Origin of the sequence: Micromonospora sp. NPDC050695, from assembly GCF_040654415.1 — a bacterium.
In the GTDB taxonomy this organism is placed as follows: Bacteria; Actinomycetota; Actinomycetes; order Mycobacteriales; family Micromonosporaceae; genus Micromonospora.
The window spans coordinates 31,514-55,465 of the sequence record NZ_JBFAHZ010000034.1 but is presented as its reverse complement, the minus strand read 5'-3'; the positions used below and the strand labels follow the sequence as shown (position 1 = coordinate 55,465).

Annotated in this window: 26 protein-coding genes and 1 pseudogene; 3 read left to right on the top strand and 24 right to left on the bottom strand. The window is 72.6% G+C overall.

Translation table 11 applies throughout. From position 1 onward, the window contains the following. Positions 1-34: 34 nt before the first annotated feature. From AB0H52_RS22685 to AB0H52_RS22650, 8 genes and pseudogenes are all read right to left on the bottom strand, one after another. Positions 35-409: a hypothetical protein gene (locus tag AB0H52_RS22685; protein ID WP_357949777.1), complete on the bottom strand. Its 375-nt coding sequence runs from the start codon at positions 407-409 to the stop codon at positions 35-37. A gap of 8 nt (positions 410-417) precedes the next feature. Next, positions 418-1,275, bottom strand: a complete 858-nt coding sequence (locus AB0H52_RS22680; RefSeq protein ID WP_225854672.1) for a site-specific integrase — start codon at positions 1,273-1,275, stop codon at positions 418-420. 239 nt (positions 1,276-1,514) lie between these two features. Beyond that, positions 1,515-1,709, bottom strand: coding sequence for a hypothetical protein (locus AB0H52_RS22675; protein WP_151491619.1), 195 nt, complete (start codon positions 1,707-1,709; stop codon positions 1,515-1,517). A gap of 237 nt (positions 1,710-1,946) precedes the next feature. Beyond that, positions 1,947-2,321: a type II toxin-antitoxin system VapC family toxin gene (locus AB0H52_RS22670; protein WP_357949774.1), complete on the bottom strand. Its 375-nt coding sequence runs from the start codon at positions 2,319-2,321 to the stop codon at positions 1,947-1,949. Then, the gene (locus tag AB0H52_RS22665) at positions 2,318-2,515 is read right to left on the bottom strand and encodes a hypothetical protein (RefSeq protein WP_151491621.1); all 198 of its coding nucleotides are present in this window, start codon (positions 2,513-2,515) and stop codon (positions 2,318-2,320) included. Before AB0H52_RS22665 ends, AB0H52_RS22670 begins: the two co-directional genes overlap by 4 nt. Positions 2,516-2,961: 446 nt before the next feature. After that, positions 2,962-3,345 carry a hypothetical protein gene (locus tag AB0H52_RS22660; protein ID WP_151491622.1) on the bottom strand — a complete coding sequence of 128 codons (384 nt, stop codon included), beginning with the start codon at positions 3,343-3,345 and terminating at the stop codon, positions 2,962-2,964. A gap of 203 nt (positions 3,346-3,548) precedes the next feature. Beyond that, positions 3,549-4,382 (bottom strand): hypothetical protein, encoded by an 834-nt coding sequence (locus AB0H52_RS22655; RefSeq protein ID WP_151491623.1) that lies wholly within the window; start codon positions 4,380-4,382, stop codon positions 3,549-3,551. Further along, positions 4,379-4,868, bottom strand: a pseudogene (locus AB0H52_RS22650) (SigE family RNA polymerase sigma factor). The gene AB0H52_RS22655 and the pseudogene AB0H52_RS22650 overlap by 4 nt, the downstream one beginning before the upstream one ends. 196 nt (positions 4,869-5,064) lie before the next feature. On the opposite strand from AB0H52_RS22650, the gene AB0H52_RS22645 reads away from it, so the two are divergent. Then, positions 5,065-7,212, top strand: a complete 2,148-nt coding sequence (locus AB0H52_RS22645) for a M14 family zinc carboxypeptidase (RefSeq protein WP_151491625.1) — start codon at positions 5,065-5,067, stop codon at positions 7,210-7,212. A 135-nt stretch (positions 7,213-7,347) separates the two neighbouring features. On the opposite strand, the gene AB0H52_RS22640 is transcribed toward AB0H52_RS22645, so the two are convergent. Then, the gene (locus AB0H52_RS22640) at positions 7,348-7,890 is read right to left on the bottom strand and encodes a hypothetical protein (protein ID WP_151491626.1); all 543 of its coding nucleotides are present in this window, start codon (positions 7,888-7,890) and stop codon (positions 7,348-7,350) included. Positions 7,891-8,011: 121 nt separating this feature from the next. On the opposite strand from AB0H52_RS22640, the gene AB0H52_RS22635 reads away from it, so the two are divergent. After that, on the top strand, positions 8,012-8,353 hold the full coding sequence (locus AB0H52_RS22635; RefSeq protein ID WP_357949769.1) for a hypothetical protein: 342 nt from the start codon (positions 8,012-8,014) through the stop codon (positions 8,351-8,353). 10 nt (positions 8,354-8,363) lie between these two features. Here AB0H52_RS22635 and AB0H52_RS22630 read toward each other — a convergent pair whose 3' ends face one another. The 4 genes from AB0H52_RS22630 to AB0H52_RS22615 all read right to left on the bottom strand — a co-directional run bounded on the left by AB0H52_RS22630 (position 8,364) and on the right by AB0H52_RS22615 (position 11,611). Continuing rightward, positions 8,364-8,831 carry a ribose-5-phosphate isomerase gene (locus AB0H52_RS22630; protein WP_151491628.1) on the bottom strand — a complete coding sequence of 156 codons (468 nt, stop codon included), beginning with the start codon at positions 8,829-8,831 and terminating at the stop codon, positions 8,364-8,366. A gap of 88 nt (positions 8,832-8,919) precedes the next feature. Continuing rightward, complete coding sequence (locus AB0H52_RS22625) at positions 8,920-10,119, bottom strand: DUF1015 family protein (RefSeq protein ID WP_357949765.1); 1,200 nt, start codon at positions 10,117-10,119, stop codon at positions 8,920-8,922. Between the two features lie 90 nt (positions 10,120-10,209). Beyond that, positions 10,210-10,791, bottom strand: a complete 582-nt coding sequence (locus AB0H52_RS22620; protein ID WP_278121273.1) for a hypothetical protein — start codon at positions 10,789-10,791, stop codon at positions 10,210-10,212. A gap of 193 nt (positions 10,792-10,984) precedes the next feature. Further along, complete coding sequence (locus AB0H52_RS22615) at positions 10,985-11,611, bottom strand: disulfide bond formation protein DsbA (protein WP_151493376.1); 627 nt, start codon at positions 11,609-11,611, stop codon at positions 10,985-10,987. 221 nt (positions 11,612-11,832) lie between these two features. Between AB0H52_RS22615 and pepN the strand changes: the two genes are divergently transcribed. Beyond that, on the top strand, positions 11,833-14,382 hold the full coding sequence (pepN, locus tag AB0H52_RS22610; RefSeq protein WP_357949760.1) for an aminopeptidase N: 2,550 nt from the start codon (positions 11,833-11,835) through the stop codon (positions 14,380-14,382). Positions 14,383-14,554: 172 nt separating this feature from the next. On the opposite strand, the gene AB0H52_RS22605 is transcribed toward pepN, so the two are convergent. From AB0H52_RS22605 to AB0H52_RS22555, 11 genes are all read right to left on the bottom strand, one after another. Then, complete coding sequence (locus tag AB0H52_RS22605) at positions 14,555-14,962, bottom strand: DUF5130 family protein (RefSeq protein WP_151491808.1); 408 nt, start codon at positions 14,960-14,962, stop codon at positions 14,555-14,557. Beyond that, on the bottom strand, positions 14,949-15,245 hold the full coding sequence (locus AB0H52_RS22600) for a hypothetical protein (protein WP_151491812.1): 297 nt from the start codon (positions 15,243-15,245) through the stop codon (positions 14,949-14,951). Before AB0H52_RS22600 ends, AB0H52_RS22605 begins: the two co-directional genes overlap by 14 nt. Positions 15,246-15,317: 72 nt before the next feature. Continuing rightward, on the bottom strand, positions 15,318-16,784 hold the full coding sequence (locus tag AB0H52_RS22595; protein ID WP_151491807.1) for an amidase: 1,467 nt from the start codon (positions 16,782-16,784) through the stop codon (positions 15,318-15,320). A gap of 155 nt (positions 16,785-16,939) precedes the next feature. Continuing rightward, positions 16,940-17,950, bottom strand: coding sequence for an amidohydrolase family protein (locus AB0H52_RS22590; protein ID WP_151491806.1), 1,011 nt, complete (start codon positions 17,948-17,950; stop codon positions 16,940-16,942). Continuing rightward, entirely contained in the window at positions 17,950-18,474 is a 525-nt protein-coding gene (locus AB0H52_RS22585) for a 3-hydroxyanthranilate 3,4-dioxygenase (RefSeq protein ID WP_151491805.1), read from the bottom strand. The genes AB0H52_RS22590 and AB0H52_RS22585 overlap by 1 nt, the downstream gene beginning before the upstream one ends. Then, positions 18,471-18,893 carry a RidA family protein gene (locus AB0H52_RS22580; protein WP_151491804.1) on the bottom strand — a complete coding sequence of 141 codons (423 nt, stop codon included), beginning with the start codon at positions 18,891-18,893 and terminating at the stop codon, positions 18,471-18,473. The genes AB0H52_RS22585 and AB0H52_RS22580 overlap by 4 nt, the downstream gene beginning before the upstream one ends. Further along, positions 18,890-19,663, bottom strand: coding sequence for a fumarylacetoacetate hydrolase family protein (locus AB0H52_RS22575; RefSeq protein WP_357949755.1), 774 nt, complete (start codon positions 19,661-19,663; stop codon positions 18,890-18,892). Before AB0H52_RS22575 ends, AB0H52_RS22580 begins: the two co-directional genes overlap by 4 nt. Then, entirely contained in the window at positions 19,660-20,724 is a 1,065-nt protein-coding gene (gene dmpG, locus AB0H52_RS22570) for a 4-hydroxy-2-oxovalerate aldolase (RefSeq protein WP_151491802.1), read from the bottom strand. Before dmpG ends, AB0H52_RS22575 begins: the two co-directional genes overlap by 4 nt. Further along, the gene (locus AB0H52_RS22565; protein WP_151491801.1) at positions 20,721-21,656 is read right to left on the bottom strand and encodes an acetaldehyde dehydrogenase (acetylating); all 936 of its coding nucleotides are present in this window, start codon (positions 21,654-21,656) and stop codon (positions 20,721-20,723) included. Before AB0H52_RS22565 ends, dmpG begins: the two co-directional genes overlap by 4 nt. Beyond that, a complete protein-coding gene (locus tag AB0H52_RS22560) occupies positions 21,653-22,450 on the bottom strand; it encodes a fumarylacetoacetate hydrolase family protein (RefSeq protein WP_278121259.1) in 798 nt (265 codons plus the stop codon). The genes AB0H52_RS22565 and AB0H52_RS22560 overlap by 4 nt, the downstream gene beginning before the upstream one ends. 20 nt (positions 22,451-22,470) lie before the next feature. Beyond that, positions 22,471-23,952: a 2-hydroxymuconic semialdehyde dehydrogenase gene (locus AB0H52_RS22555; protein WP_151491811.1), complete on the bottom strand. Its 1,482-nt coding sequence runs from the start codon at positions 23,950-23,952 to the stop codon at positions 22,471-22,473.

Here is a 23,952-nt window from a genome sequence, read left to right as displayed (position 1 = left end):
GCGGCACAACCGCCGCGCCTGGGCCGTTCTCGTTTTAGTCGTCTTTGATCTTGCGTGCCAGTAGCGTGCCAGTAGCGCTGGCCGTGCCGTCCGAGGCGGGATCGCGTGCCGGTCGCTCGGCCTTCCCGCCCTTGGCTGCCTTGCGAGCCGCCGGCTTCTCCTCGGGCGCGTTCTTCTTGGCCGCCTTGCGTGCCGCCGGCTTCTGCTTGGGCGCGTTCTTCTTGGCCGCCTTCTCCGTGGCCGGCTTGTCCTTGGCCGCCTTGTTCTTGGGCTTGCTCGCCTTGGCCGGTGTCGCCGCCTGCTTCGTCTGCTTGACGATGCGGCGGTCCATCGCGTCGGCGATCTCCCGGTCCCGCTCGCTGTTCGCGTGCTGGTAGACCAGCGCCGCGCGCATGCTCGCGTGGCCCATCCGGTGCATCAGGTCCCGGGTGCTGGCCCCGGTCGCCGCCGCCAGGTTGTTGCCCGTGTGCCGCAGGTCGTGAAAGTGGAACCCCGCCGGCATGCCAGCCGCCCGCAGCGCCGCCGCCCAGCCGACCGCCCGCCGGAAGTTGCCGGAACGCAGCACCGCCCCTTGTCCCCGGTGAAGACCAACGCCTCCGGCCCCTCCCCCACGAACTCGGCCAGGTGTTCGGCCAGCACCGTCCGCGCCGCCGCCGGCAGCGTCACCACCCGGTTCCCGGCCTCCGACTTCGGCGGCCCGAACTCCATCCGGTTACGCAACGCCGCCAGCTTGCGCGGCACCCGCACCGTGCCCGCCGCCAGGTCGACGTCGCCGCGCCGCAGCGCCGCCAGCTCACCCCAGCGCAGCCCGGAGAACGCGGCGACGATCACCAGCGCGGAGAACCGGGCCGGCATCCGTTCGGCGAGCGCGAGCACCTGGGCGACGGTCGCCACCGGCCGCTCCGGCGTGTGATAGCGGTCATAGCCGGGGATGCGGCACGGGTTCTGCCGAATCAGCTCGTCTTCCTTGGTGGCGGTGTTAAGGATCGCCCGCAGGAGTGAGTACGCCTTGACCGCCTGCGGCTCGGTGGTGCCGCCGCCGAGCAGCGTCCTGCGCCAGGTACGGATGGTCTGCGGCTTGATCGCGCCCAGGGCAAGCGCGCCGAGGTGCGGGCAGATGTGCAGCCGGAACAGGTCTTCGTAGTTCTCCCGGCTACGCGGCTGGAGCTTACGTTCGGCGATCCACTTGCGGCCGTACGCGTCGAGCTTGATCTCTCCCGCCTCGGGGGCCGACCACTCCCCCTGATGATCTCGGACTCCGTCACGGTCAGCCACTTCGCCGCCTGACGCTCGGTCTCGAAGGTGTGCGGTGCCTTCCGCTCCAGCCCATCCGGGCCGACGTAGCGCGCCTGGTACCGCCCGGACGGGAGGCGACGCACGTTGCCGAAACGCCGCCGACCCTTGCTCGCCGCCATCAAGGGGCCGCGCAAGCGCGGCCCGCCCGCCGCACTCGGCCTGCTGGCGGCCTCCGGCCGGCATCGGCCGGCGCGGCGGGCAGTTCCCGGTTCAGGTCGTCACGCCCGAGGTGAACTGATCGCGGCTTCGATGCGCAGCCCGATCCCGGTGGCGACGAGGAAGCCCGCCAGGACGTGCGGCTCGGCCGACCCGGGGTCGCTCGCCAGCGTGATGACAGAGACCAGCAGTCCGGCGAGCAGAGCCAGGTTGCCGACGACCCGGATTGTGGAGGCGTGTCTCGCAGCGAGGTTCATCCGCCGGACCGTACCGAAGGCTCGCCGCCACCGCTGTCCTGATCTGCACTCGCCAGCGCGGTAGGGACGATCGCGGGGTGGTCGGCCGCCGTCGAGGTCGGGGCGATCGACTGCCGCGCCGCTACGCGGCTTGCCACCGGTGATACCGGCTCGGCCGGTCGATGACCGCCAGGAGCCGATGGGATCGGCGCACGCGAAGCCCTGGCGCTACGAGACGTCGAACAGTCGTAGGCCGTCTTACTCGGCGAAGTCGGCGTAGTCCTTGCCGTTGAAGGTCGCCAGCGGCAGCCGGTCGACCAGGCAGCAGGCCGCGATCCAGGAGTCATTCGTCGGGCGGGGCCGCCCCCGGTGCTGTGCCCGCGCCTGAAGCTGCCCCCAGGTCGTCGCTACCGCCTCATCGAAGGGCAACAGGACCACGCCGGATCGCCACTGCGCGAGGTCAGCCAGCTTGCGCGGCCCCCAGCTCCGCAGCGCGGTCCACTTGGTCAGCTCGCCAAGCGTGACGAACGTGATACACAACGTCTTACCGGCCAGCCGGGCACGAAGCCGGTCAGGCAGGCGACCACGCAGGATCGCCGACGCGACGTCGGTATCCAGGACGACCAGGCTCACGCGACGCTGGCCCGCCGAGAGGCGTACAGGTCGGCGAGGAACTCGTCCAACTCGTCGTCGGACTCGAACAGGCCCGGCCGGGCCAGGTCGTCGACGGAGGCGACCGGCTGCACACCCTGCCGGCGGGCCAACTCCTCTGCGGGCACATGCTCAGCGGTCGGCCACTCGGGCATCCGCTCGGCGCTGCTCGACATCACGACCCACCTCCTGCACCACACACCGCCGACCATTGTCGCACGGTCAGCACCGGCACCACCGGCACTCAGCCGCGCGGAGAGCCGGCGATACGGCAAGCTGCCCCCGGGCCAGAATGGCCGGGGGCGGTAACCCGGACCACCGCGCGGTCGTGCCAGCCATGTGCCGGTAACCCGTGTGCGAAGGGGTCGAGAGCGGTCATGATCGGGCACCCCGACACCGACTCTGACCAGGCGATCCAGGCAGTTCACGACAGTCGAGAACGATCTTCCAAACTGACGGTGCGGGTTCGATTCCCGTCGCCCGCTCCACTCACGAAGGCCCAGGCGGACCGCATGATCGCGGCGCCTGGGCCGTTCGCTTCTCCCCGGCCCGTGCCCGGCTCCGGCGTGTGGTGGCTCGGACGTGCCGGTCACCGACGACCGGCCGGGCCTCCCCGATGCCGCTACCAGACGATGACGCCGCCGTGCACCGCCCTGGCGCGCTCCACGGCGTGCCGCACGTTGGTCAGGTAGTGCAGGACGCGATCCGGGTCGAGCCCGGTCGCGGCGGCCAGGTGCTCGACGTTCTCGGCCAGGAGGACGCACTCCTGCTCGAAGGCGTCGAGCTGGCCGGGCAGGACCTGGAGATTCCCCCGGTTCTCGACCGTGATGTCAGCGAGTTGCGGCAGGAACCTCGCGCCGAGACGCCGAACGGCCGCGGAACCCCACAGGTCGTGACGAAAGCGTTCAGCCCCCACCCCGGTGCTGGTGCCCGGCGGATCCGCGACGACATCGCGACCGGCGTAGGCGTCGTCGTCCGGTACCCACACGGAGATGTCGAGGCTCATGTCCACACTCCCTATGTCCAGCATCAGCGCGCTGAACTGTCGCACGGATCCGCTGCCCAGCCTTCGAGGCGCTGCGCCCAGTACACCTGGCCGTCGGATCCCAGGTAGACCATGGCCAACAACAGGTCCGTCATCGCGCTCGGTGCCGTAGCGGCCCCGGACAGTGAATCATGCCGCCGAGGTGAGCGGAGGGACGCGGCCAGTCACTTCAGGTGGAACCGTTCGTCGACCGCGAGGGCCGCCAACTGCGGCACGGAGAACGGCAGCGTCGTCAACCCCGGCCGGGTCTCGTCGAGCTTCGCGCCCTGCGCAACGAACACCACCACACCGTCCGGGTGCCGGTACGCCGACCACTGGTCGAGCCGGTCGTCACCGTCCGGCCGGACCACCACGCCGACCTTCGCCGCCCCGACCGTCTCGACCTGACACTCGCCCTGCATGCCCCAGAACTGCCGGGCCAACGCGCACGCGTCGTCGGGTAGCTGGTTGCCGCCGTCGTGCACCTCGACGACCAGGCGCCCGGTGCCCTCCTTCTGGGCCACGGCGACCGAGGTCAGGTAGCTCCACAGGTCGACGCCGTTCACCGTGTCCTCGAACTGCGCCTGGTGGGTCCGTAGTGTCCGCTGGTCGGCGGGCTGGTTCACCGGATCCTCGGGCGCGGTCCAGCCGGCGGGCACGACCCCGACGACCTCGTCGAGCAGCCGTACCCCCTGGTCGTACTTCGAGCCGGCCCGCGCGGTCCGGTCCTCCTGCGGTCGACCGTCCGGACCGGTCGGCCACGCCTGCTTGGAGTGGGTCGGGACGGCCTGTGGGCCGCCGGCCGCCGGCTGGTAGACCTCACCGTCGGGGGCGCCCACGGCCGCGAAGCCGGCGACCGCCAGGACCACCGCCGCCGAACCGGCGCACACCCAGGCGGTACGACGGCGGGCGAGCACCCGGCGGCCCGCTCCGAGTACGGCTGCCGTACTCAGTGGTGGTGGCGAGGTGGCGTCCGCCATCTCGCGGCGCAGCGCCTCGCGCAGGTCTTCTCCGTTCATCGTTCCCCCAACTCGATCCCGCTGTGTGTGGATGCCAGGAGGCCGCGCAGCGTGTCCAGTCCGCGTGCCGCCTGGCTCTTCACCGTCCCGGCCGAGCACTCCAACAGTGCCGCCGTGTCCTCGACGGACAGGTCCTCCCAGTAGCGGAGAACCAGCACCGCCCGCTGGCGCGGTGCCACGGAGGCCAACGCCCGCAGCAGCACCAGACGGTTCTCCGGCGAGTCGGGTGGTGCCGCCCACCCGTTCACGCCGCCACCAGCCGCGGCGCCGCTCGTCGAGAAACGTCCGGATCAGGATCTGCCGCACGTAGGTGTCGAGCACCTCATGGCGGGAGACCCGGTGCCAGACCAGGTAGAGCTTCACGAACGCGGTCTGGACCAGGTCCTCCGCACGGTGCCAGTCGCCGCACAGCAGGTACGCCGTGCCGCGCATCGCGTCCGACCTCGCCGCGAAGTAGTCGGCGAACGCCGCGTCGCGATCGCTCATCCAGACCTCCCATCCCCGATTCGAGATAGTCACGCCGGGTCCGGCCCGGCGGGTTGCATCGCAGAAGGAAGAACTCCGCGCACCGGACGTCGGTTGTGCCCCAACCCGTGCTGACCGCGATCACGTCCCTTGACAGGTGTCGATCTGTGCACTGGTGTAAGAACCAAGCACATCGACGTCCGTCACAGGAGGGCACATGATCGTCCGACGACGGTGGACGGCTGCCGCCACCACAGCGATCCTGATCAGCGCGGTGCTGCCCCATCCCGGTCCCGCAGCGGCGGCACCCGCCAATCCGGCCACACCGATCACCCTGACCGCCACCGAGACCGCGCTGGTCCAGGTGCGGCTGCGCGACCAGGCCCAACTCGACCGGCTCGTCGCCACCGGCGCCGATCTGGCCAACCGGCCCCGGGCACGGGACGGCCGGATCGTCGCCGACCTCGTGCTGACCGGCGCCCAACTCGCCGACCTGACCGCCCAGGGCGCGACGGCCGTGCGGATCGTGCAGCGCGCCGGGGACGGCAGCCGGCACTACGCCGAGAGCATCCGCGCGGCACAGGCCCGTACCGCCGCCGGGCTGCGCGCGCCGGCCGCCGGGCAGCGGACGACCACCGCCGCGGCGGTCGACACGCTCCAGGTGCAGCAGGCGTACTGGTGGACCACCGGCGGGCAGACCTTCCTCCAGGCCCAGGTGGCCACCACCGCCACCGACGACCCGGACGTCGAGATCACCGTCAGCTGGCGAACCGCCGACGGTGCCACCGGTTCGTTCCCGCTGTACCGGTTCGAGGACTCCGGCGAGTACCAGTACCACTACGCGCTCCCCCAACCGGTGCCGAGCCGGCCGGTCCAGCTGACCGCCACCTCCAGCCTCGGCGGGGTCAGCCGCGTGGTCACACCGGCGCTCTGGCCGAACGCCACCCCGCCGCCGCTGCCCACCGGGTACCAGCGGGACTTCATCGACGCGTACCTGACGCCGATCGACATCCAGGCGCGGATCAAACGGCTCGCCCGGCAGTACCGGGACCTGGTGGACGTGATCGACCTGCCGAACAAGACCCAGGGGTACCGGCGCACCGCCGTCGCGTACCTGGGTGACCCGGCGGTCGCCGCCGTTTTGGTCGAGTCGGTGCGCTTCGGTGACCAGGGCATGAACGGTGTGCAGGTGCGCACGGTCGACCCCGGCCGACCCGACCGGCCGCTGACCGTCGGCTACCGCGACCGCGTCCTCACCGTGACGCTGGCCACCGACGCCGCCGGCAAGACGGTGAGCACCACCGACGACGTGGCGGCGGCCATCAACGCCCGGCAGGCGAGCCGCTTCCGGGCCACCGTCGAGGACGGCTCCGCCGGCCTGCCGATGCCGGTCACCGGGCCGGCCCGGCTCGATGACGGCCTGCAGGGCACCGAGGTGCCGGCACGGCCGTGGACGGTGCAGGCGCTGCGCCTCGGCGTACACCGCGACGGCTCCCGGGTCGGCGTGCTCGCGTACTCCCAGGAACACGCCCGGGAGTGGGCCACGCCACTGGTGACGCTGGAGTTCGCCGAGCGGATGCTGGCCAACGCCCGCACCGACCCGGCCACCCGTGAGCTGCTGGAGCAGGTCGACGTCTTCGTCATCCCGACGGTCAACCCGGACGGGGCGAACTACTCGTTCAACGACTTCCCCATGCAGCGCAAGAACATGGTCAACCACTGCACCGGGCCGGCCCGCGACCCGCGCTACCGCACCTCGTGGGGCGTCGACGTCAACCGCAACTACACCGTCGGTTCCTCCTTCGACGGCTACGTGGGCGCCAGTGCCAACTGCCTGTCCGGCACCTACGCGGGCACCGGAGAGCTGTCCGAGGCGGAGAGCCGCAACGTGGTCGCGCTCGCCCAGAACCACCCGAACATCGAGTTCGCGATGAACGTGCACTCCTACGGCGGGTACTTCATGTGGCCGCCGGGGGCGTACCGGGCCGACGGGCGGATCACCCTGCCCCGGCCGTCGATCGACGAGTCGACGCTGTTCCTGAGCAGCGCCCGGCGGATCGTCGGCGCCATCGCGCAGGAGCGCGGCACCGTCACCTGGCCGTCACAGACCGGGCCGGTCGCCGACGTGCTCTACTCCGCCGCCGGGAACTCGGCCGACCAGCTCTACTACGAGCTGGGCATCTTCGCCTGGGACTTCGAGGTCGGCAACGACCGGTGGAACCCGGCCACCGAGGAGTGGGAGAGCGTCGGGTTCCAGCCGCCCTACGACGAGGCGCACGCCGAGTCCCAGGAGTACGCCGGCGGGCTCGTCGAACTGGTCCGGGTGGCCCGCGACTACGCCGCCGCGCAGCCCCCCGCGGGCTGAGGTCGTACCGCAGACGGACCGGCTGGCCACGGATGAATCGCGGCCAGCCGGGTAAGCAGCGGCCTTGCCTGGTGGGGAAACGACCGGGTGCACGGGCGGGCGGCCCCAGAGCCGACCCGCCCGTGCGCGCGCCGGTCAGTTCGAGGAGATCCAGTTCCAGGCGGAGACGACCCACTCGGTCTGCTGGAGCCACGCCACGCCGAGGCCGACGAGGAAGACGGCGGTCGCCAGGTGCGCGCCGCGCGCACCGCGCCGGACCCGCCCCATCTGACGCTCCAGCACCACCCGGCCGACCAGCCGCGACAACGCGAACAGGCCGACCGCGACCAGCAGGCTCAACACGAGCACCAGCAGCGGGCCGGACAGGTCACCCCCGCCGGAGAGCGCCCAGATCCCCCAGCACACGAACGCGAAGAGCCCGGCCGCCGTACTCCACTCACCGCCGCGTCGCAGCTGCGCCATCCGCCAGCCCAACGGGCGGCGCGGCGCCGGCTCACCCGGCCAGCCGGTGCCGGTCGGCTCCTGCTCGACCACCGGGAACGGTTCGGTGCGCGTGCGCGGCTGACCCACCGGGGCCACCCCCCGCCGGAAACCGTCGCGCTGCGGCGGCACCCCGACGCCGGCCTGCGGTGGCACCTCCACGGTCCGCTCCGCCCACGGCTGCGTCTGGTCTGCCATCTCGTCCTCCCCCTGACCGACGGCACCACCACCGCCTGAATCCGAGGGTAGCCAGACCCCACACCGGCCGCCGACCCGGCACGACGGCGCCGGATCCCCGCCGGCGGGGTACGGTCGGCTGATGGGTGACTCGGACCGACGACGACGGCGGCTACGCCACCATTCCGACGCCGACCCGGGCGGGCGGGGTGCCGACGGCTCGACGGCCAGCACGGCCGGAGTGCACGACGGTGACGAGCCGCCGCCCCGCCGCCGAGGTCACGGCGGCGACGAGCGCGACGGCGAACGGGGACTGCGCGGGCTGGTCGGCTCCGGCTCGTCGCAGGTGGGGCTGAGCGCCGCGCTGCGGGCCCGCGACGCGGCACGCCCCACCGACGACGACCTGGCCGAGGCGGATGCCCGGGTGGCGGTCGTCCGGCGCAACTGGGTGCCCCGTGAGGACCTGCCCCGCTCGCCGCGCTGAGCCGTCCCGGTCAGGGCAGGTCGGGCAGCTGCCGGGTCCGCTCGTACTCGGCCACCTGGTTGATCCGCCGGGCATGCCGGTCGTTGCCGGAGAACGGCGTGCTCAGGAACGCCTCGACGATGCCGGTGGCCTCGTCCAGGGTGTGCTGGCGGGCGCCGACCGCGACCACGTTCGCGTCGTTGTGCTGCCGGGCCAGCTGGGCGGTCTCGACGCTCCAGGCCAGCGCGGCACGAACCCCGGCGACCTTGTTCGCGGCGATCTGCTCACCGTTGCCGGAGCCACCGATGACCACACCGAGGCCGGTCTCGTCGGCCACCACCCGGTCGCCGGTGTGCAGGCAGAACGTCGGGTAGTCGTCGTCCGGGTCGTAGCTGTGCGGGCCGACGTCGACGACGTCGTACCCCTGCTTGGCCAGGTGGTTGGCCAGGTGCACCTTCAACTCGAAACCGGCGTGATCGGATCCCAGGTAGACGCGCATACCGGGCAGTCTGTCAGGCCCCGCTCTCCGACGTCGCGGGGGCGGCGTCGGAGAGCCGGGTTCGTCACACGGTCGGGTCGGCGGTCACTCAGCGGGGCAGTTCGGCGACCACCAGGCCGCCGCGCGCCTTCGGGGTGAACCAGGTGCTCTTGCGGGGCATCTTCTCCCGGGCCAGGTTCACCGCGACGAAGTCCTCCACGGTCACCGGCGCGATCAGGATGGCCAGCTCGGCCCGCCCGGCGTCGACCTCACCGGTGAGCCAGCTCGCCGGGTAGTCCCCGCCGACGTACGTGATCCGCTTGTCGCCCGGGTCCAGGCCCAGCGCGTCACGCAGCAGCAGCCGCTCGACGAGGGCGTGGTCCAGGTTCTCCAGGCGGCCGGCGGCGGTGGCGGGCAGGCGCACCGCGTACCCCTGGCCGGCCAGCCGGAGGTGGACGGCGCCGCCGCTGGTCGGGACCTCGACCGGGCCGTCGATCGGCTCGACCTCGGTGCCCGCCGCGCGCAACCGGTCCAACAGCTCGTCCGGGGTGGTGGTCAGCTCGCTGACCAGCCGGTTGTACGGCTGGATGGCCACCGACGCGGGCGTGGTCACCACGGCCAGGAAGCGCGGCAGCCCGCCGGTCTGGGCGGCCAGGCTGCGGTGGTTGCCGTCGGCGACGACCAGCTCACCGCCACCGGCCAGGGCGGTCAGCGCCTCCTGCTCCGGGCCGGGGCCGAGCAGCCAGATGGCGTGCGTGCGCCCCGCCTGGTCGGTGTCCGTGGCGGCGGGCGCGCCGCCCGCGTCGGTCGCCGCCGCCAGCGCGGCGTGCAGCTCGTCGCCACATCCGGTCTGCAGCAGGAGTACGGGGGACAGCAGGTGACCGAGCGCCTCGGCGAGCGCCACCCGCTCCCGCACCTTGGCGATGAACACGTCTTCGTTGCGGATGACCAGGCCCGGCTCGTCGGCCCGGGTGGAGATCTGGTCGGTGTCCACCATCGCGAACAGCCCGTACGCCGGCGACTCGCCCGGGGCGCTGATCCGGTAGAGCACCACCACCTGCTCGGCGGGGGTGTAGCTGCCGTCGGCCTTGGCCTCGGCGAGGCGGGCCACCGCGTCCGGCAGCGCGTCGAGGAAGGACTTCCCCGCGCTCTCCGGTGCCCGGTGCGGCATCTCGATGCCGAGGGCACTGTGCGGGTTCGCCTCGATGATCGCGGTGATCTCCGCGTCGTCGGCGAACTCGTCGTAGTTCTGCGCGCCGGTGCCGCCAGTGGTGATCCAGGCCCGGGTGATCGGGTGCACGACCGTCATGCCCGCTGACGCTACCGGCGACGGCCGCGCCGACGACGGGGACCCGCGCAGCGTCCACCAGATGAAAGCGCCGCGACGGCGGCGCGCCGGTCAGCCGGCCCGGCCCGAGGTGCCCCGGCGGTGCCGACCGGCGACGGCGGGCCCGCCGTTGCCCCTGCGGCCGGTCGTGGCCGGTCCGGTGCCCGCGTTACGGCGGGGCGACGCGGGCGGCCCGGGCACCGGACGCTCCGGGGGCGGCGCCGGCACCGGCCGCGGGTTCAGCGGCGGTGTCGGCACCGGTCGCGGCGTCGTCGGCGCGGGCGGGGGCGGCGCCGGCTCGGCCGGCGCGGCCGCCGACGGGAGGACCGGAGCCGGCGGTACGGCCACCGACGGAAGGTCCGCAGCCGGCGGTACGAACGTGAGGACCGGTGCCGCGGGCGGCGTGGGAGCCAGGAGCGATGCCGACAGGTCGGCGGGCGTGTCCTCGGCGGGCGGGGTCAGGCGGGAGGTCACCGGCACCCGGGCCACGCCGACCACGATGGGCGGGGCGAGCAGGTCCACCACGTGGGCGGGGAGGTCGGGGCGGACCGTCGGCCAGCGGGAGTCGTCGACCGACCAGTAGGCCGCGCCGGGAGTCTCGATCACCCCCTGCCGGGTCAGCTGATCGTCACCGGACGCACGGTGCTTGGCCATCGGGAATGCCTCCACGAGCTGCGGGGTGCGGCCCTGCGGGTCGCTGCGGCGGACACCGAGGGAAACGACGCCGCCCGCCCACCGGTGACGCCGCAACCGCGTCCGGCCTCGCAGCCGCACCCGGCGTCCGACACGACGCGCCCCCACCCGGACGACCGACGGTGTCCGGACGGGGGCGCGTGGCGGGCGGCGCTCAGTCGAAGATCGGGCCCTGCTCCCGGGTGCGCTTCAGCTCGTAGAAGCCCGGGGTGCCGGCGACCAGCAGGACACCGTCCCAGAGTCGACCGGCGGCCTCCCCCTTCGGGGCGGGCGTGATCACCGGGCCGAAGAACGCGACCGGGCTGCCGTCCGGGCCGGGCGCGTGCACGACCGGGGTGCCGACGTCCTGCCCGACCGGGCGCATACCCGCCTCGTGGCTGGCCCGCAACGCCTCGTCGTACTCGGTGCTGTCGGCGGCCGCGGCCAGCGCCGGGTCCAGGCCGGCCTCGGTCAACGCGGCCACGTAGAGCTCCGGGCCCCGCTCCTGCTTGTCGAGGTGGATCCGGGTGCCCAGCGCGGTGTAGAGCGGGCGCAGGACGTCACTGCCGTACCGCTGCTCGGCGGCGATGCAGATCCGCACCGGCCCCCAGGCGGTGCTCAGGAACGTCTTGTAATCCTCGGGCAGCTCGTCCCGGCCCTCGTTCAGCACGGCCAGGCTCATCACGTGGAAGCGGATGTCCACGGGCCGGGCCTGCTCGACCTCGAGCAGCCAGCGGGACGTGATCCACGCCCACGGGCAGGCCGGGTCGAACCACATGTCGGCGGTGACGCGATCGGTCACGGTGCGATCCCTTCGCGGCGGAGTTGCGCCGGCGATCCGGCGTCTTGGGGAATCTTCACCCCGCGTCCGGTCCACCGGCACCCGAATCGGACCGTGACCTCGACCACCGCCGGATGCACGTCCATGGAAGACTCGGATCCGAACCGCCGCCACGAGCGGCCGGCAGACGGGCGCCGCCGGGCGTACGGCGAGATGTGGGATGGAGACAAACAGTGCCGGGAGTGCGCAACCTGACGCAGGTCGAGGCTACCGAGCGGGCACGCCTGCTCGACGTGACCGGGTACGACATCAGTCTGGACCTGTCGACCGCCGTGCTGGCCGCCGACGGCCGCACCTTCCGGTCGACGACCGAGGTCCGGTTCCGCTGCGCCGAGCCGGGCGCGAGCACGTTCATCGAGCTGGCCGCCGAGACGGTGCGCTCCGCCACACTGAACGGCGCCCCGGTCGACCTCGCCGACTGGTCGGCCGAGAAGGGCCTCACCCTGTCCGGGCTGGACAGCGACAACACCCTGGTGGTCGACGCGGACTTCGGCTACTCCAACAGCGGGCAGGGTCTGCACCGCACCGTCGACCCGGTGGACGGCGAGACGTACCTCTACAGCCAGTTCGAGACGGCCGACGCGCAGCGGGTGTTCGCCTGCTTCGACCAGCCCGACCTGAAGAGCGTCTACACCTGGCACGCGACGGTGCCGGCGCACTGGCGGGTGGTGTCCAACATGCCGGTACGGGCCGAGGAGGCGGTCGGTGAGGGGCTCAAGACCCTGCACTTCGCCGAGTCGCCCCGGATGAGCACCTACATCACGGCGCTCTGCGCCGGGCCGTACCACGAGGTGCGCGACACCCACGACGGCATCGACCTGGGGGTGTTCTGCCGCGCGTCGATGGCCCGCTACCTGGACTCCGACGACCTGTTCCTGATCACCAAGCAGGGCTTCGACTTCTTCCACGAGAAGTTCGGCGTGCGCTACCCGCTGCCGAAGTACGACCAGCTCTGGGTGCCCGACTTCAACGCCGGCGCGATGGAGAACTTCGGCTGCGTCACGCACGCCGAGTCGCACTACCTGTTCCGCTCGCAGGTCACTGACTTCGAGTACGAGCAGCGCGCCAACACGATCCTGCACGAGCTGGCCCACATGTGGTTCGGTGACCTGGTCACCATGCGCTGGTGGAACGACCTGTGGCTGAACGAGTCGTTCGCCGAGTGGGCCAGCCACTGGTGCAACACCAACGCCACCCGGTTCACCGAGGCGTGGACGACGTTCCTGTCCATCCGGAAGAACTGGGGCTACCGGCAGGACCAGCTGTCCTCCACCCACCCGGTCTACACCGAGATGCCGGACATGGAGGCCGTCGAGGTCAACTTCGACGGCATCACCTACGCCAAGGGCGCGAGCGTGCTCAAGCAGCTCGTCTCGTACGTGGGTGAGGAGCCGTTCGTCGCCGGCCTGCGGGCGTACTTCGGCAAGCACGCCTGGGGCAACGCCACCTTCGACGACCTGCTCACCGAGCTGGAGGCGGCCTCCGGCCGGGAGCTGCGCAAGTTCGCCGCGCAGTGGCTGGAGACCGCACAGGTCAACACGCTGCGCCCGGAGGTGACCATCGGCGCCGACGGCACGTACGAGCAGGTGGCGGTCCGGCAGGAGGCGCCGACCGCGTACCCGACGCTGCGGACGCACCGGATCGGCGTGGGCCTGTACGACCTCACCGACGGGCGGCTGGTCCGCCGCGAGCGCTACGAGGTGGACGTGACCGGCGAGCGGACCGACCTCGCCGAGCTGCGCGGTGTCCGCGCCGCCGACGTGCTGCTGCTCAACGACGATGACCTGAGCTACACCAAGCTGCGCCTCGACGACCGGTCGATGTCCACCGTGGTGCAGCACATCGGTGGCTTCGAGTCGTCGCTGGCCCGCGCGCTCTGCTGGACCGCGGCGTGGGACATGATCCGCGACGCCGAGCTGTCCGCCCGCGACTACGTGGCGCTGACGCTGAGCGGGCTGCCCGCGGAGACCGAGATCAACCTGGTCACCGCCACCCTGCGGCAGGCGACCACCGCGCTCACCCTGTACGCCGACCCGGCGTGGGCACCGACCGGCTGGGCCGAGCTGGCCCGTACGGCCCGCGACGCGCTGGCCGCCGCCGAGCCGGGCAGCGGGTTCCAGCTGGCCTGGGCCCGCGCGTTCACCTCGGCGGCCCGCTCCGAGGACGACCTGGCGACGCTGCGCGGCTGGCTGGACGGGTCCGGCGCGCCGGCCGGTCTGACCGTGGACACGGAGCTGCGGTGGACGGTGCTCGCCGCACTGGTGGCCAACGGCGCGGCCGAACCGGCCGAGATCGAGGCGGAACTGGCCGGCGACCGCACCGCCAGTGGCGAGCGGGAGGCCGCGTACGCGCACGCGCTGGTGCCGACGGCGGAGAACAAGGCTGCCGTCTGGGCGCTGCTGACCGGTCCCGACGCGCTGCCGAACTGGCGGCACCGGGCGCTGCTGCAGGGCTTCGCGCACCCGACCCAGGTGGATCTGGTCGCCCCGTACCGGGAGCGGTACTTCGCGGCCGTCGGCCAGGTGTGGGCCACCCGGGACAGCGAGCCGGCGCAGGAGTTCGCCCAGTTGGCGTACCCGACGTACCTGGTCGAGGACGACACGGTGGCGGCCACCGACGCGTTCCTGGCCGGTGACGGGCACCCGGCCCCGCTGCGGCGGCTCGTCGCCGAGGGCCGTGACGGCGTGGTCCGCGCGCTCAAGGCCCGCGCGAAGGACGCCCAGAGCGCCTGAGCAGCTGTCACCGGCCCGGGGCCGGCGTGGGTGCGAGCCCGCGCTGGCCCCGGCCGTTCAGGCTTGACGGTCGCGCTCGAACACGGAAACAGGGGCCTCAGCCGCAGCCGAGGCCCCTGTTTCGTGGATCGAGCACGATCTCGCGTGCCCGCTTCGCCGTACCGGGAAGGGCTCAGCCCTTGCCGGCGTGGCTGGCGAGCTGGTCGAGACCGTTGATGATGCCGCCGGCCAGGTCGCCGCCGCTGAACGCACCGGCCATCGAGAGGGCGGCCAGCTTGGCGTACGTGTCGGGGATGCGCTTGCGGGCGTGCCGTCCGGTGACGATCTCCAACTGGCGCTGGTTGGGCGACACCACGATCAGCACCGACTTGTCGGGGTCGGCGAGCTGGCGGTGCAGCCGCTGGGCGTGCTCGCGGATCGGCTCGTCGAGGCCGCCGACGAACACCGAGAACACCAGGCCGGTGCCCTGGTCGGCCAGTCGCAGGGCCTCGTCGATGCGCAGCAGCTGGCGGGTCGAGAACGGCCCGTCGAGCACCTCGGGCGGATTTTCCGACCCGGTCTGCTTCTCACCAACGGTCACTTGCGCCTCCGGTTCCCCCGGCCGGCGCCTCGACGCTGGCCTGCTCAAGCTTGTGGCTGGTCAGCGCGGGCGCCTGCGCACCCGCCGTCAGCGCGGTGCCGGCCGAGTCGGCCAGCTGCTCCGGGCGGCCCAGGAACCACACCGGTGTGAAGTCGAAGGGTCGGCCGGGCCGGTAGCGCTTCGCGCCGCCGCCACCGCCGGTGGCACCACCACGGCTACCGGCGTACGCCAGGCCGGCGATGACCAGCACCGCGGCCGCCGGGATGCCGACGAAGACCAGCAACGTCTCGGTAACAGACAATCCCAACGCCCCCAGGCGGAAGAAGGACCTCGAACAATCGGGTCGGATGGACGATCATGACGTCGACCGGCCGACTCCGTCTCCATTCACGTTAGCGGAGTCGACGGCCCGCCAGATTGCGGGGTGCCGATCCCATCCGCCACTGGAGTTCTCCAGTTGCGCAGCGGTCGCGATGAGACGGGCGTCGTCGCCGTAGCGGCCGGTGAGCAGCACCCCAACGGGCAGCCCGTCGGTCGTGGTGGTGCCCAACGGCAGGGAGACGGAGGGATCACCGGTGACGTTGAAAATGGCGCAGTAGGGCGAGAACCGGCGTTGTCGGTCGAAGTCCGCCGCCGGGTCACCGTCCGCGGTGAACCAGCCGACGGGTGCCTGCGGGGCGGCCAGGGTGGGACAGAGCAGCAGGTCGCAACCGGCGGTGCGGCGGGCACCGAGACGGACCTGCGCCTGCAGCTCACCGAGGGTGGCGGCCAGCGTGCCGGCGGAGATGTCGGCGCCGCGGGCCCGCAACAGCCGGGTCAACGGCAGCAGCTCCGCCTCCCGGTGTGGGGGCACCGGGGTGAGCGCCAACACGTACCAGATGATTTCGAACAGCGGCCACGCGTCCGGCCCGAGCGGCGGCGGCACCTCGACCACCTCGTGGCCCGCGGCGGTGAGCAGCGCGGCGGCCCGGTCCACGGCGGCGACGCAGTCGGGGTGCACCGGCTCGTCGGCGAGCATCGGGGTGGTGAAACGGCCGATCCGCAGCCGGCCGGGCGCGGCCCGACGGGCGGCGGCGAGGTAGCCGCCGGGCGGCGCGGACGGCGGCAGGTAGGGCTCGCCGGGCACCGGCACGGCCATGACGTCGAGGAGCGCGGCGACGTCGGTGACGGTCCGCCCGAGCGGTCCGCTGGTGGGTAGGCCGAACGCGCCGGAGCCGATCGGCCCGCCGGAGACGAGGCCACGGCTGGGCTTGTAGCCGACCAGGCCGCAGAGCGACGCCGGGATGCGCAGCGACCCGCCGCCGTCGGAGCCCTGGGCGACCGGGACCAACCCGGCCGCGACCGCCGCCGCCGCGCCGCCGCTGGAACCGCCGGCGGTGTACGCCAGCTGCCACGGATTGCGGGCCGGCGGCGCGACGCGGCCCTCCGAGTAGAGCGAGCAGCCCAGCTCGGAGGTGGTCGTCTTGCCGAGGCTGACCAGGCCGGCGGCCTTGATGAACCGGACCACGTCGGCGTCGACCGGCGGGACGAAGTCGGCGAAGGCGGCCGAGCCGAAGGTGGTACGGACCCCGGCGGTGAGGGTCAGGTCCTTGATCGCGGTCGGGACGCCGTGCAGCGGGCCGCGCCGGTCGACGGGTGCGGCGTCGGCGGCGCGCGCGGCCTCGCGGGCCAGCTCGGGTGTGACCGTCACGAACGCGCCCACGGTGTCGCCGAGCGCGGTGACCCGGCGCAGACTGTGCTCGACCAGCTCGACGCTGGACAGCTCGCCGCGGGTAATCGCGGCGGCCTGCTCCAACGCGGTCAGGTCGTGCGGCTCGGCCATGCCGTCATCCTGCCCGCTGCGACCGGCCTTTGTCGTTCGACACGACGTCGCCTGGACAGCCCACCGGCCTTGTACTGACGAGCGTGATGCCGGTGAGTCATCAAGATGACTCACCGGCATCACGCTCGTAGAGCTGTCGGTGGCCGATCCAGCCGCTACGGCTCCGATCGGCCAAGGAAGCGCCGGGCGTTGGCGGACAGGAGCTTGTCGCGCTGGGCGTCGGTGAGGAAGTCGGCCGCACGGACCACCGCGCCGGCCGGCCGTTCGCCCAGCGGGTACGGGTAGTCGCTGCCCACCAGCACCCGGTCCTCCCCCATCGTGTCGACCAGCAGCCGCAGCGCGGGTGCCGCGAAGACCACCGAGTCGACGCTGAACCGGTCGAGGTAGCTGCTGGGCGGGCCGGCGGACGCGCCCCGGACCAGGTCACCGCGGCGGTGCCAGGCGTTGTCGGCGCGGCCCAGCCAGAACGGGAAGCTGCCGCCGCCGTGCGCGAAGCAGATCCGCAGCGTGTCCGGCACCCGGTCGAAGACGCCGCCCAGGATCATCGCCAGCACCGACAGGTGCGTCTCGGCGGGCATCCCGGTGAGCCAGCGGGCCATCCACCGGTCCAGCCGGGGACCGCCCGGCATGTCCCACGGGTGGACGAAGACCGGCGCGCCCACCTCGGCGCAGTGCTGCAGGAAGGTGACCACGCCCGCGTCGTCTAGGTCCCGGTCGCCGACGTGGTTGCCGATCTCCACGCCGACGTGCCCGGCGGCCAGGCTGCGGTCCAGCTCGGCGCAGGCGGCATCCGGATCCTGCAACGGCACCTGGCAGAACGGCACCAGCCGGTCGCCACCGGCCGCGGTGACCTCCAGGGTCAGGTCGTTGAAGATCCGGGCGACCTTCACCGCCTGGTCGGCCGGGCGGTCGTAGCTGAAGAAGACCGGGGTCGGCGACACCACCTGCACGTCCACGCCGTCGGCGTCCATGTCGGCCAGCCGGCGCTCGGCGTCCCAGCACTCGGCGCCGACCGGGCGGAACTCCGTCTCCCCCACCATGATCATGGCGGCGCGCTCGGAGTCGACCCGCAACCAGGGCCAACCGGACCCGCCGCACGCGCCGGCGAGGTCCGGCCACCCCTTGGGTACGACGTGCGTGTGCACGTCGACCGCACCTGCGGGCATCAGCCCTTGCCCGGATGCAGGGTGCCGCAGTTGGCGCAGGTACGCGCCGCCTCGTCGGCGTAGAACGCCTGGAACACCGGGGGCAGGTCGGCCGCGATGTCGCGGACCTGCAACTCCACCTCGTGCACCTTGTGCCCGCACTCAGGGCAGTACCACTGGAACGTCTCCAGCGTGCCCTCCTCACGGACCCGCTCGACGACCACACCGATCGAGCCGGCCTCCGGCCGCTGCGGCGAGTGTGGGGTGTTCCGTGGCAGCATCCACATCTGACCCTCGCGGACGTGCACCGTACGCGGCCCCTCCGGGGTCATCAGGTTGATGTGCATGTTGCCCTTGACCTGGTAGAAGAACTCCTCGTACGGGTCCACGTGGAAGTCGGTGCGCTGGTTGGGACCGCCCACCACCATCACGATGAAGTCGTCCCCGCCGGGGAACATCTCCTTGTTGCCCACCGGCGGCTTCAACAGGTGCTGGTTGTCCGCGATCCAGCCCGGAAAGCTGAACGGCTCGGCGATCTCACTCACGACTGACCTCCCGAGGGAAGAAGGGCCACGGCCTGGATCTCGATGAGCAGGTGCGGGTGCGGCAACTGGTGCACCGCCACCGTCGTACGGGTCGGACCGGACGCGTCGAAGAACTCCGCCCAGACCTCGTTGTAACCACCGAAGTCGTTCATGGTGACCAGGTACGTCGTCACCTGGACGAGGTCGCTGAGGTCGGCGCCGACCGAACGCAGCAGGTCGCCGATGTTCTCGATCACGGCTCGCGTCTGCACCCGGATGTCGAGGTCGGTGGTGCCGAACTCGTCCACCGACACCCCGGCGAACGTGTTGTCCGGCCGCCGCGACGACGTACCGGAGACGAAGACGAACCCACCCGCGACCTTGACGTGCGGAAACGCTCCCCGCGGCACGGCCTTGCCGGCCACCACCCGCGCGGTCACGACGAGGCCCGCAGCGATGCCGTGCCGAGCTTCTCGACGACGGCACGGACATGGGCCCCGGGACGCAACGGCACCGCCGCGGTGGCGGCGCCGGCCAGGAAGACCCAGCCGGACTCCAGCCGCACCCCGTGCCGGCCGGCCAGCCGGATGCCCTCGTCGAGTGCCCGGCGCGGATCGCCGAGGATCGCCGCCGTCGAGCCGACCTGCGCCACCCGCCCGTCGACCTCCAGCAGCACGCCCAGGTTGTCCAGCCCGGCCGGCACCGGCGACCACGGCCCGATCACGAAGGCGGCGGCCGAGGTGTTGTCGGCGATGACGTCCGGCAACGAGAAGCGGAAGTCCGCGTACCGGGAGTCGATCAGCTCGATGGCCGGGGCGACCGCGCGGACGGCCGTGGCGAAGTCGCCGACCGGCTCACCCGGCTCGGGCAGCCGGTCCAGCAGGAACGCCACCTCCGGCTCGACGCGGGGATGGATGTACGCGGCCGGATCCACCCCGCCGCCGTCGGGCACCCGCATCGCGTTGGTGAGCCGCCCCCAGATCACCTCGTCCACGCCGACCTGGGCCATCTTCGCCCTGCTGGTGAGCCCCATCTTCAGCCCGACCAGCCGCTCACCGGAGTCGAGGCGACGCTGGAGCAACGCGGCCTGCACGGCGTACGCGCCGTCCACGTCGAGGCCCGTCTCGGCGGCGAGCTGCGGGGTGGCGGTGGCCGTGTCGGCGGCCGCGGCCAGCTTCTCGGCGATCCCCGCGATGTCTGGTCCGATCATGCTGCGTCACCCTTGCCGGTCAGGTCCAGTGCCACGTCCACGATCATGTCCTCCTGGCCGCCGACCATCCGGCGTCGACCCAGCTCGACGAGGATCGACCGGACGTCCACGCCGTACTTCGCGGAGGCCCGCTCGGCGTGCCGCAGGAAGCTGGAGTAGACCCCCGCGTACCCCAGGGAGAGCGTCTCCCGGTCCACCTGGACCGGCCGGTCCTGCAACGGGCGGACGATGTCGTCGGCGGCGTCCATCAGGGCGAACACGTCGCAGCCGTGCTTCCAGCCGTGCAGCTCGGCGACCGCCACGAAGACCTCCAGCGGCGCGTTGCCGGCACCCGCGCCCATGCCGGCGAGGGACGCGTCGACGCGGACTGTCCGGCCGTGCACCGCGTCGGGGCCGGCCGGCGCGGACCCGGTGATCCGGCCGTGCTCGACGGCGAGCACGCTGTTGGCCACCCCGAGCGACAGGTTGTGGTGGGCGTGGATGCCGATCTGCGTCTCCGGTGCGAGCACCTGCCGGTACGCGTCGACCCGCTGCGCCACGTCGGACATCAGCAGCCGGCCACCGGAGTCGGTGACGTAGACGCAGTGCGCCCCGTACGACTCCATGAGCTTGGCCTGCCCGGCCAGCCCGGCCGCATCGTTCATGTGCGACATCATCAGGAACCCGGCCACGTCCATGCCGTTCTCCCGGGCCCAGGAGATGTGCTGGGCGGAGATGTCCGCCTCCGTGCAGTGGGTGGCGATCCGAACGCTTGTCACCCCGAGCGCCTTGGCCGCCTTCAGGTCGGCGATGGTGCCGATGCCCGGCAACAGCAGCGTGGTCAGCCTCGCCGTGGTCAGCACCTCGGCGGCGGCCGAGATCCACTCGGCGTCGCTGGCCGCGCCGTGGCCGTAGTTGACGCTGGAGCCGGCGAGGCCGTCGCCGTGCGCCACCTCGATGGCGGCCACCCCGGCGGCGTCCAGCGCGGCGGCGATGGTGCGCACCTGCTCGACGGTGTACCGGTGGGCGATGGCGTGCATGCCGTCGCGCAGCGTCACGTCCTGGATGTACAGGTCGGTCATGGCGCGGCCACCTCCGAGGAACGCAGGGCGACCAGCCGCTCCGCGGTGCGCAGCGCGGCGGAGGTCATGATGTCCAGGTTCCCGGCGTACGCCGGCAGGTAGTGGCCCGCGCCGGAGACCTCCAGGTAGACCGACACCTGCAACGCGGTGAGCTGCCGCCCGAGCGTCGGCAGGTACGCCCGCACCCGGTCGAACTGCACGTCCTGCTTGAGGCGGTAGCCGGGCACGTACTCCTGGACCGTCGCCACCATGTCCGCCACCGAGGCGGCGATCGCGTCGGTGTCGGCGTCCACGTCCGGGCAGAGGCAGTAGACGGTGTCGCGCATCAGCAGCGGCGGGTCCGCCGGGTTCAGCACGATGATCGCCTTGCCCCGTTCGGCCCCGCCGACCACCTCGATGGCGCGGGCCGTGGTCTCGGTGAACTCGTCGATGTTGGCCCGGGTGCCCGGCCCCGCCGACTTCGACGCGATCGACGCGACGATCTCCCCGTACACCACCGGGGTGACCCGGCGCACGGCGGCGACGATCGGCACGGTCGCCTGGCCGCCGCAGGTCACCATGTTGACGTTGCGTTCGTGCAGGTGCTCGTCGAGGTTGACCGGCGGCACCACGTACGGGCCGAGCGCGGCCGGGGTCAGGTCGACCACGGTGCGGCCGTGCGCGCGCAGCACCTCGTCGTGGCGTCGGTGCGCGCCGGCCGAGGTGGCGTCGAAGACCAGCTCCACGTCGGCGAACTCGGGCATCGCGACCAGGCCGTCCACGCCCTCGGCGGTGGTGGCCACGCCGAGGCGGCGAGCCCGCGCCAGGCCGTCGGAGGCCGGGTCGATGCCGGCCATCGCCACCATCCGCAGGCTGTCGCTCAGCCGCAGCACCTTGATCATCAGGTCGGTGCCGATGTTTCCCGATCCCAGCACCGCCACGCCGACGCTCATGCTGTCTCTCCTCGGGTGAAGGCGGTGCGTACCGAACCGAGCCCGGAGATCCGCGCCTCGTACGCGGCGCCCGGGGTGACCGGCACCATCGGGCCGAGCGCCCCGGAGAGCACCACGTCGCCGGCGCGCAGCGGGTCACCGGCGCGGGCGAGGGTGCTCGCCAGCCACTGCAGGGCGTGCAGCGGGTTGCCGAGGCAGGCCGCGCCCGCGCCGACCGAGACCGGCTCACCGGCGTGCTCCAGCACCATCCCGCACAGCCGCAGGTCGACGTCGGCGAGCCGGCGCGGGGTGGTACCGAGCACGAACAGCCCGCTGGAGGCGTTGTCGGCGATGGTGTCCACGATGGAGATGTCCCAGGCGGCGATCCGCGAGTCGACGATCTCGATCGCCGGCAGCACGTGGTCGACCGCGCGGATCAGGTCGACCGTGGTGATCTGCGGGTCCGCGAGGTCCCGGTCGAGCACGAACGCGATCTCCGCCTCGACCCGCGGCTGGAGCAGCCGGTCGATGGCCACCTCGACCCCGTCGCCGACGGCCATCGCGTCGGTCAGCATCCCGAAGTCGGGCTGGAACACCCCGAAGGTCTCCTGCACCGCCCGGGACGTCAGCCCGATCTTCGCGCCGACCCGGCGTTCGCCGCGGCCCTGCCAGGCCCGCGCCTGGAGCTGCTGCACACGGTACGCGGACTCGACGTCGCCCTCCGGCAGCAACCGACCGCGCAGCGGCGGGCACGGCTTGCCGGTGCTGCGGGCGTCGGCCAGCTCCCGGTTGGCGGCCTCGATGTCAGCGTCCACGCTCGCTCCCTCGCTACGGCTCACGACAGGTCCACGCAGACGTTGGTGAGTTCGGAGTAGAAGTTCAGCGAGTGCACGCCGCCCTCCCGGCCGATGCCGGACGCCTTCACCCCGCCGAACGGGGTGCGCAGGTCGCGCAGGAACCAGGTGTTGACCCAGACGATGCCGGCGTCCAGCCGGGCGCCGGCGCGGTGCGCGACACCCACGTCCCGGGTCCACACGGTCGCGGCGAGGCCGTACTCGGTGCCGTTGGCCAGGGCGTACGCCTCGTCCTCGGTGTCGAACGGCGCGACGTGCACCACCGGGCCGAAGATCTCCTCCCGGTTGGTGCGGGCGTCCGGCCCGAGGCCGGTGAGCACCGTCGGCTGCACGTACGACCCGCCGTCTCGGGCGTCACCGAAGGTGGGCGTGCCGCCCCCGGTGAGCACCTCGGCGCCCTCGGTGCGGGCCAGCTCGTACGCGCCGAGCACCTTCGCCCGGTGCTGGTGGGAGATCAGCGGCATGGTGGCGGTGGCCTCGTCGGTCGGCCAGCCGTACGCCAGTTCCCCGGCCCGCTTCGCCAGCCGGGCGGTGAACTCCTCGAAGACCGGCCGCTGCACGTAGATGCGTTCGGTGCAGAGGCACACCTGCCCGCCGTTGGTGAAGCTGGAGCGCACCGACCCGGCCACCGCGGCGTCCAGGTCGGCGTCGGCGAAGACCAGGCCGGCGTTCTTGCCGCCCAGCTCGAAGCTGACCGCCTTCACGCCGTCGGCGGCGGCCCGCATGATCGCGCCGCCGGTGGCCGACTCGCCGGTGAAGGTGATCGCGTCGACGCCGGGGTGGCGGGTGAGGAACTCGCCGGCCGAGTCCGGTCCGAACCCGTGCACGAGGTTGAATACCCCGTCCGGTACGCCGGCGGCGGCCATCACCTCGGCGAGTAGCGTCGCCGAGGCGGGAGTCTCCTCGCTGGGCTTGACCACGACGGCGTTGCCGCAGGCCAGCGCCGGTGCGACCTTCCAGGTGAGCAGCAGCAGCGGCAGGTTCCACGGCACGATGACCGCGACCACGCCGACCGGTTTGCGCAGGGCGTAGTTGAGCGCCCGGCCGCCGGTCGGGGTGACGGTGGTGAACGACTCGGTCGGTGCGGTCGCCACGATCTCCGCGAACGCCCGGAAGTTCGCCGCCCCACGCGGGATGTCCAGCGTGCGGGCCTGGGCGATGGACTTGCCGGTGTCGGCGACCTCGGCGGTGACCAGGTCGTCGAAGCGGCGCTCCAGCTCGTCGGCGACCCGGCGCAGCACCTCGGCGCGTTCCCGCTCGCCCATCCGGCCCCACGGACCGCGCAGCGCGGCCCGGGCGGCGGCCACCGAGTCGTCCACCGTGGACCGCGACGCCTCGACGACCTCGAACACCGGCTCACCGGTGACCGGGCTGGCCTTGGTGAACGTCGGCCCACCGTCGACGAACTCGCCGCCCACGAAGTTACGCAGGCGCGGCGGCCCGGCCGGCGCGCGGCCGGTCAT

Bases quoted from the DNA above. Each gene is read 5' to 3' on its own strand.
- AB0H52_RS22685 (WP_357949777.1), bottom strand. From the start codon at position 409: ATGGGCCACGCGAGCATGCGCGCGGCGCTGGTCTACCAGCACGCGAAC.
- AB0H52_RS22675 (WP_151491619.1), bottom strand. From the start codon at position 1,709: ATGAACCTCGCTGCGAGACACGCCTCCACAATCCGGGTCGTCGGCAAC.
- AB0H52_RS22665 (WP_151491621.1), bottom strand. From the start codon at position 2,515: ATGTCGAGCAGCGCCGAGCGGATGCCCGAGTGGCCGACCGCTGAGCAT.
- AB0H52_RS22660 (WP_151491622.1), bottom strand. From the start codon at position 3,345: ATGAGCCTCGACATCTCCGTGTGGGTACCGGACGACGACGCCTACGCC.
- AB0H52_RS22655 (WP_151491623.1), bottom strand. From the start codon at position 4,382: ATGAACGGAGAAGACCTGCGCGAGGCGCTGCGCCGCGAGATGGCGGAC.
- AB0H52_RS22645 (WP_151491625.1), top strand. From the start codon at position 5,065: ATGATCGTCCGACGACGGTGGACGGCTGCCGCCACCACAGCGATCCTG.
- AB0H52_RS22640 (WP_151491626.1), bottom strand. From the start codon at position 7,890: ATGGCAGACCAGACGCAGCCGTGGGCGGAGCGGACCGTGGAGGTGCCA.
- AB0H52_RS22635 (WP_357949769.1), top strand. From the start codon at position 8,012: ATGGGTGACTCGGACCGACGACGACGGCGGCTACGCCACCATTCCGAC.
- AB0H52_RS22630 (WP_151491628.1), bottom strand. From the start codon at position 8,831: ATGCGCGTCTACCTGGGATCCGATCACGCCGGTTTCGAGTTGAAGGTG.
- AB0H52_RS22625 (WP_357949765.1), bottom strand. From the start codon at position 10,119: ATGACGGTCGTGCACCCGATCACCCGGGCCTGGATCACCACTGGCGGC.
- AB0H52_RS22620 (WP_278121273.1), bottom strand. From the start codon at position 10,791: ATGGCCAAGCACCGTGCGTCCGGTGACGATCAGCTGACCCGGCAGGGG.
- AB0H52_RS22595 (WP_151491807.1), bottom strand. From the start codon at position 16,784: ATGGCCGAGCCGCACGACCTGACCGCGTTGGAGCAGGCCGCCGCGATT.
- AB0H52_RS22590 (WP_151491806.1), bottom strand. From the start codon at position 17,950: ATGCCCGCAGGTGCGGTCGACGTGCACACGCACGTCGTACCCAAGGGG.
- AB0H52_RS22575 (WP_357949755.1), bottom strand. From the start codon at position 19,663: ATGATCGGACCAGACATCGCGGGGATCGCCGAGAAGCTGGCCGCGGCC.
- dmpG (WP_151491802.1), bottom strand. From the start codon at position 20,724: ATGACCGACCTGTACATCCAGGACGTGACGCTGCGCGACGGCATGCAC.
- AB0H52_RS22565 (WP_151491801.1), bottom strand. From the start codon at position 21,656: ATGAGCGTCGGCGTGGCGGTGCTGGGATCGGGAAACATCGGCACCGAC.
- AB0H52_RS22555 (WP_151491811.1), bottom strand. From the start codon at position 23,952: ATGACCGGCCGCGCGCCGGCCGGGCCGCCGCGCCTGCGTAACTTCGTG.